This is a genomic window from Geitlerinema sp. PCC 9228, from assembly GCF_001870905.1.
GTDB lineage: Bacteria > Cyanobacteriota > Cyanobacteriia > Cyanobacteriales > PCC-9228 > PCC-9228.
The window spans coordinates 1-7,359 of record NZ_LNDC01000008.1 but is presented as its reverse complement, the minus strand read 5'-3'; the positions used below and the strand labels follow the sequence as shown (position 1 = coordinate 7,359).

6 protein-coding genes are annotated in these 7,359 nt (G+C 46.7%); 1 reads left to right on the top strand and 5 read right to left on the bottom strand.

What is annotated here, in order from left to right:
* Positions 1 to 23: 23 nt before the first annotated feature.
* The 4 genes from AS151_RS00410 to AS151_RS00390 form a co-directional block, all read right to left on the bottom strand.
* A complete protein-coding gene (locus AS151_RS00410; RefSeq protein ID WP_139240420.1) occupies positions 24 to 950 on the bottom strand; it encodes a hypothetical protein in 927 nt (308 codons plus the stop codon).
* Positions 951 to 1,243: 293 nt separating this feature from the next.
* Positions 1,244 to 1,888 (bottom strand): DUF2301 domain-containing membrane protein, encoded by a 645-nt coding sequence (locus AS151_RS00405; RefSeq protein WP_071515100.1) that lies wholly within the window; start codon positions 1,886 to 1,888, stop codon positions 1,244 to 1,246.
* 48 nt (positions 1,889 to 1,936) lie between these two features.
* Positions 1,937 to 3,670: an ATP-binding protein gene (locus AS151_RS00400; protein ID WP_071515099.1), complete on the bottom strand. Its 1,734-nt coding sequence runs from the start codon at positions 3,668 to 3,670 to the stop codon at positions 1,937 to 1,939.
* An 895-nt stretch (positions 3,671 to 4,565) separates the two neighbouring features.
* A complete protein-coding gene (locus tag AS151_RS00390; RefSeq protein WP_071515097.1) occupies positions 4,566 to 5,363 on the bottom strand; it encodes an SAM-dependent chlorinase/fluorinase in 798 nt (265 codons plus the stop codon).
* A 191-nt stretch (positions 5,364 to 5,554) separates the two neighbouring features.
* Here AS151_RS00390 and AS151_RS00385 point away from each other — a divergent pair, with 191 nt between their 5' ends.
* Positions 5,555 to 6,109: a low molecular weight protein-tyrosine-phosphatase gene (locus tag AS151_RS00385; RefSeq protein WP_071515096.1), complete on the top strand. Its 555-nt coding sequence runs from the start codon at positions 5,555 to 5,557 to the stop codon at positions 6,107 to 6,109.
* Between the two features lie 334 nt (positions 6,110 to 6,443).
* On the opposite strand, the gene AS151_RS00380 is transcribed toward AS151_RS00385, so the two are convergent.
* Positions 6,444 to 7,172 (bottom strand): DNA-binding response regulator, encoded by a 729-nt coding sequence (locus tag AS151_RS00380; protein WP_071515095.1) that lies wholly within the window; start codon positions 7,170 to 7,172, stop codon positions 6,444 to 6,446.
* Positions 7,173 to 7,359: the final 187 nt, after the last annotated feature.

Here is a 7,359-nt window from a genome sequence, read left to right as displayed (position 1 = left end):
GGGGATGGGTTAGCATAGCGAATCTATCTAGGCACACCCGATGAAGCGAGAATCTCACGAATTCTATTCGTGAGAGTGTCAACAATTTCCTGCGCGCGATTGCTTAGCTGTTCCATCCCCTTGGCAGTGCTTTCCACTTGTTGCTGCAACTGTTCGATGCTGGTGAGGGTTTCTTCCACCAGTTGGGTGCCATTTTCCGCCATATCCAAGACGCGATTGGCTGTTTCGGCAACGCTTTCTGCTTTTTTGGCAGTTTGTTGGGAGGAATGGGAAAGTTCTTCCAGGGTGGTAGCCGTTTCGCTGACTGCAGAAGATTGTTCCTGTGCCAAATCCTCCCCCTCGCCGACGGCTTGCAGAATGCGATCGCCAACTTCCCGTATGCTGTTTCCAGTATAGCGAATCCCGGTAATAGATTGGTTTAAAATGCGAGAGATCCATCCCCAACCCAGCATCGCCACGACCACCCCAATACCAATTCCCCAAATGGTGTTGGTGATTTGTTGTTTTTTGCTGGCAAGGGATTGTTGGATTGTTGCCTGCATGCGCTCGCGGATGGTTGCCATACCTTGGGAATATTGTTCTTTTTGCCTTTGATAGGCTTCGCTGGTTAGCAACTGCTGTGCTTTTTGGGGTTGGTTGTTCTCTAGAAAACGAAAAGCTTGCCTTTCCATTTCTAGCAATTGCTGGTTGGCAGCTTCGGTTTTGGCAACTTCTTCGCCGGCGTAAGCACTAGGTACAATTTCAGTAGCTGTTGCGATCGCTTCTTCTAACTGGGATTCGTATGTTTGATATCGCCGCTGCCACTGCCAATCCCCCGTTGCCGCTGCCATTCGCGTTGACATGGTCAGTACTTCATCTAAATATACAATACGACCGATGAGTTGCTGAATTTTTAAATCCCGAGTTTCCACTTCTTCTAAATCTTGATAAAAATTCCAGCTGCTTCCCATAAAAAACAATAGAAAAACCAAAGTAATCCCAATTGGCAAAAGCAGCAAATATCGAACTTGAGAAATCTTGTGGGATTGGATCTTCGGCAAAACCATAAATTCAAGATGGCATTGACAAAAAAATAGGGGAAAAAAACAAATTTTTCTGGTCTTGGCATACAATTCGGAGAATCCGACATCCCCAATTCCCCAGCCAGACAGCGCGATCGCAATTTCCCCCTACCAATACAATACTACAAATGGGAAGATGGGAATATGGCCAACCACCTCACTCATGAAATTTGGTGGTTTGGCTAAGCTTCCAACTCCCCTCTCAAATAGGCAAAAACACTTTTATCGCCAATATCGCAGCTAGCAGGTTGGAAAAATTTCCGGAAAGCAAAAATCGCAAACAAAACCGACCACAGGCTTAGCAACACGATGGCAGGCTGCGGCGAGAGAAAGCCAAACAAATGACCGGAAACCAACAGCGGCAACAACGCGGTCAAAAATTTAGTTTCCACGCGGTCAAAACAAAAAGCTTCTTTAAAATAAATTCCCGTTAAAGCAGCAAAGAGAAAGCCAATCCCCCATAACCAATTGGGATGTTGGTAAACCGCTAATGCCAAAGGTTCTTGGGTTTGCAATGCCAAAGCCAGGGAACTTAGGGTTCCAACTCCCCAAAAGACCTGCAAAACCCGATGGAGAATCGCCATATAAATATGAATGGTCAACAAGCTAACTCCCAAAGCCAAACAAAAAATACTGTATATCGGTGTTAGCCAAGCAACGGCGGCTTCCCCCTGCCAAGCAACCAACCCCGTTGCCGCCACCACGCAGACAGCAGCAACGGTCAGGCTAAAGCGGTAAACCCACACTTCCCGACGGTCTTCATCTGTAATGGTATATTCGCCAAATTGACCTTGATAAACTTTTGGTTCTTCTTGAACAGACTGCATATTTTGTTTCGTTACCCCTCAGTTTGGTTCCGCCTGATATTTTGTATTTTAAACCGCCGGGTAGGCAGATGGCATTTCTGGCTTTGAAGGGAGAACCGTTACCGGCGAAGATGGCTGCTGTTTGGCTGGGGTTGATGGAACTTGCAGTTTGGTGACGTTGGTATCTTCACACAGGCGGCGGGGAAGTTCGATGGTAAATTCTGTTCCCTGGTTGGGTTGGGATTGGCAAACCATCGTACCGTTGTGCTTTTCTACAATAATTTTATAGGAAATAGACAATCCCAAACCGGTGCCTTTGCCGACGGGTTTGGTGGTGAAAAAGGGATCGAACACTTTGGTGTGGATGCTTTCGGGAATGCCTACTCCATTGTCGCGGATGCGGATGCCAATGCGATCGCTATCCAATAATTCCGTTTGAATGGTAATTTGCGGCGGGTTGTCGGCGGTATGCTGGCATTTGCTATCTTCCACGGCATCGATGGCATTGGCAAGTAGGTTCATAAAGACTTGATTTAGCTGAGAGGGATAGCAGTCGATGGGAGAAATTTTATCGTATTGTTTGATAATTTGAATTTCCCGATGGTGGGGTTTGCCTTTTAACCGATGCTGTAAAATCATTAACGTGCTATCGATGCATTCGTGAATATCTGCTTCTTTGGTTTCCGACTCATCCAACCGCGAAAAGGTTCGTAACGAGATCACAATATCTTGAATGCGTTTGCTACCGATTTGCATGGAATTGAGGAGGTTGGGTAGGTCTTCTAGCAAAAATTCCAACTCGGCATGTTCGATGGCTGCTTCTAGGTCTTGGCTGGGTTGGGAAAGTTCCTGGCGATATAAAGCAAGAATATGTACCAAGTCTTGGATGTATTCTTGCGCGCAGGTAATATTTCCCGAGATGAAATTAACGGGGTTGTTGATTTCGTGGGCAATTCCTGCTACCAATTGTCCCAAGCTGGACATTTTTTCTTGCTGTACCAGTTTGGCTTGGGTTTCTTGCAGTTCCCGCAGGGTGTTTTCCAGTTCGATGGCTTGGTTTCTGGCTGCTAATTCGGAAGCTTGCAGTTCTCGTTCCGCTTGTTCCCTGGCTTTTTCCTGACGGTGTAAAATGCGATCGGCGCGTTTGATAATGTATAAAAGAATAATATAGAGAAACGTTAAAATGACCAACGCTCCCCCCAAAATGCGCGTTTGGGTTTTTTCCAGTTGGCTGACGAAGGGGGTAACATCGCTATACAGTTCAAAAACCCCTTCTAGGTTTTCTAGTTGATTTCCCGGTCCGTTGGTATTGTAAATGGGAATGTAGGTGGAAATCAAACTGCGATCGCGCAGGGTATGGCGAAAGGCTTGGAATTCGTCGCGGCTGTCGAGTTCGCTTTCCACGCGACCGAGTTTGGCTGCTAAAAATCCACCATCTTGGCTTTTATCTTCCCCAATTTCTGCAGCTTGGCTGGAAAAAACGACTCTGCCGTCTGGCGTTACGATTTTGATTTTCATCACGGCAGTGTCTGCCATCATTTTTTCGATGGTTTGTTGCAGTCTTTGGGTTTCGGGATGTTTGGCAATTTCGGCATCGCTTAATTTTTCGGTGGATTCTAAAAATGGTTGGAAGTCTGCAAACACGGAGTTGGCAAAACTTTTGGTTAAAGCCACGTTTTTGCTTTCTCCTAGGTCAATCAATCCCTCAAATGCTTGTTTGCGATAGAAGCTTCCCAAAAAAATTGTCGCCATCGCAAAGGCGATCGAGCTGGTGATGGAGAAGTAGCGAGTTAAACGCAACATAGGAGATAAATACAAGCTTCAATTTTGACTATATTCGGTAGTTCCCCTTAGCTACATCCGCTAAATAGCCGATTTCTCTAAGCAATGACGCGGAGTTGATTTTTATGATGTTTTTATGTTTGCCGCACAGATGCTGGTTGGCAGGTTTTTCTATCCTACAAGCCAACTGCGGTTGCTACTACGATATTTCCGGAGTTCGTAGCAACCAAGTTGATGACCTATCCCTTCGCTGATGGGTAAGAACCCTAGCCGTAGGCTACAAAAAAAGCTACAAAAAAACGAAGGATGAATGGCTGTTGAAAAGTTGCTGCTATCAAGGATGGAAATCGCGATCGCGATGGGAGCAACAGTTGAAATTTTTCTGAATCAACTTTCCAGGATTTTTCTACAAAACGGGATGTTTGTTAATGTATTTGTTCTTGATTTGGCTCGATGGCGCGATCGCCAAATTTCTGATGCTTCTCCCAAAAATCGTGATAGTATTAAAGTCCGATTTTTAGAGTGTTATTTTGGCTTCTCATAGGAAATTCGATACATACAAATCACATTTGACATAGAAGAGACTGAAGCAAACTACAGGTTTTAGGTGGCGAAATTTCTTGGGTCTTCGCGGTACGATTTGCTCTGACATCATTTTCTCAATACAGCGATCGCGTTGCCCCCACGCCCTGTTAAAGCAGGAAGTTTTAGAAAGTAATTTCTGGCATTATTTTATAGAAATAGCCTCAAGCTGGGTGCCAGCAGTTAAGAAGCCTTTCTATACCACAAAATCACTTTTTTGTCAAACATTTTTTGTAACCTTTTGGACGTTGCCATGGCATACGCGATGGTGTCTCGGTCCATTTTCCCATGAAAAAGCTACAAAATTGTCCTGTCTGCATACACTTGTAGTTGCCTAACCTGTTGCCGATAAAATAATTTGTACCTCAGCTCCCCAAGACTGGGGCAACTGTGCTGCTGCACTGCCTTGATTGGCGGCAATTTCTACCCAGCCGTGGCTGCCAACCAACGCCAGCAGTTCCCCAACAGCCACGTCGTTGTATTTTTGATGGCTGGCTAAATGTCGGTTGGCAATCACCGCATGCCAGCTTTTCCCCGCTACATAACTGCCAGGGATGTTGGTTACCAAATTGCCAAAGCGATCGCAATATTGCACCGATCCGAGATAGCCGCTGTCGTTGGCTTCGCACTCCGGTAAATCCAGATCCACCAACGTATGGGGGTCGATGGCGGTTCCCAATTCCCCCATCGGAACCCCATTGGCGAGGTAAGCGGCTGCCGGCGAAAAAATATCCCGACCGTGGAATGTATGGCTGGGGGATGCGGTTCGCCAATAATCGGGATTGTTCAGTTCCACAGCTGTCACAATGGGATATTGGGAAAAAACGCCTCCCAAAATCCCATTATCTGGTCCAATTAAATAGCCGTTTTCCAGTTCGATGGCAACCGAACGGCGGTTGCTTCCTACTCCCGGGTCAACCACGGCGAGGTGGATGGTGTGGGGAGGAAAATAAGGAAAGGCATTGGCTAAAGAAAATCTGGCTGCCGCTAAATTCTGCGGGGGAATTTCGTGGGTTAGGTCGATGAAATGCAGCTGGGGGCAAATTTGCGCCATTACCCCTTTCATGACCCCTACGTAAGGATCGCGATCGCCAAAATCCGTTAGCAGCGTTACAAAAGGTAAATCTGGCATCTGACAAGGAGTTTTGATTGCATCGCTGGTTCTAGCGTAGAAGGAAAGCGCCCAATTTGGCACCAGATGAAACGAAATCGTTGCTATTATGCTTAAATAGGATTTTAGATCCTGGGGCGGTTCTTCGCTACTGTCTCCATCTATACTAATTTTCTAGTTTAATACGATCTGTCTGTCTTCCCTATCTCATCATGTCAAATTCTCTGGTTCAACCTACCCCTACTACCAATCCCTACGGGATTTTATTTGTTTGCTTGGGCAATATTTGCCGATCGCCGGCGGCAGAGAATATTACCAACTACCTGCTGCGGGAACGCCAACTCAGCGATCGCATTTTTTGTGACTCCGCTGGGGTGCTCGACTACCACACGGGAAAATCTCCCGACCCCCGCATGGTCTTCGCTGCTAACCGCCGGGGAATTCCCATATCGGGAAAAGCACGTCCTGTTGGTGAGGCAGACCTGCAGGCGTTCGACCTGATTGTGGCTATGGATCGGGAAAATTACGAATTTTTGCTTTCTTTAGACCGCCGCGGTGAATATCGAGGGAAGATTCGCATGATGTGCGATTTTTGCCGCGATCGCTCCCGGCGCGAAGTTCCCGACCCCTATTACGGCGGCCCCGATGGCTTTGATTTGGTAATTGACTTGCTTTGGGATGCTAGCAATGGCTTGCTCGATTATCTGATGGCCACGGAACCGGTTTTGGCTTCCTCTCCCCTGGAAGGTTTGGGCAATTCTATCTAAATCTCTATGGATATGAAAATGGTTTGGGGGTTGACAAAAAACCCCAGTTGGCGGATAATAAGAGTGGACATAGGGTGATTTCATTTCGCCATAAAAAAGGGGAGGTTTTTTGGACGCCTTTATCCCAAACATCTAAGCTGCGAAAAAATAATTTTTATAATTGTCATGCTTGGATGTTTGAGCGAAACGTCCTTAGAAAAATAGTTTCCCCGCCTCGGGCAGAGAGAAAAATTTTTTCTTTCCCCGTGCACCGAAATCAAATTATGGAATTTTGTACTCATTTCATATAGATATAATTATCTCCCAGAATCTTCTCCTTGTCAATTTTTTCCCATCAATCGATTAAATGTTGCTGAAGGGCAAAACGCACCAACTCGGCACGCTTGCTGGTATTGGTTTTGCGGAGCAAGCTGCTGACGTATTTTTCAATGGTGCGGGGACTTAAATACAAGCGATCGCCAATTTGGGGATTGGAGAGTCCTTCCACCAACAAAGCGAGGACCTGACGTTCGCGATCGCTGAGGTGGCAACCATTTTCCAAAGAACCATTTACCGATTGGGAAGGGGAGATAGCTTCCCGTTGGGAACCTTCTCCAGACTCGGATTCATGAGATTGACCAGTAGCCACATGAGTAGTAGAAGGGGAATGTCCCTCTTCTAAATGAGCCATTTGAGAAGCCTGCGACATCAGCGTATAGCGTTCCAACAAACTACGCACCACCACCCCTAACTCTTCCAAATCGAAAGGTTTGGGCAAATAAATATCGCATCCCAACTCGTAACCGCGAATGCGTTCTTCCGTTTTGGTACGTGCCGACAGAAAAATCACCGGTAGCAAGCGGAACTCCGGTTTTTGGCGAACGCGGCGCACCAATTCGTACCCATCCATCTCCGGCATCAAAATATCCGCTACAATGAGTTGAGGTTGGTACTGCACCAGTAAAGAAAGCGCTTCTTGACCGTTATTGGCAGCGATCGCCGCATACCCCAACGCCTCTAAGTAATCGCTAATCGCCAGACGGGTAGCCAGATCGTCATCGACTACTAAAATTGATAATCGCATAAGAGATAACTGGGGAAATGGTCTTGCGATTGGTATGGTGCGGTTCGCCTTCCAGAACTGGGTGGCACTTCAGGAACCCCACGCCGGAGGTTCCCCTGAAGAAACTCAAGTAAAACTTTCGGTAGCTTGGAATCCCCGTCGCTTTAGCGCGGGGAGGAAAAGCGCCTCGTGGGGCTTTAGCCCCATT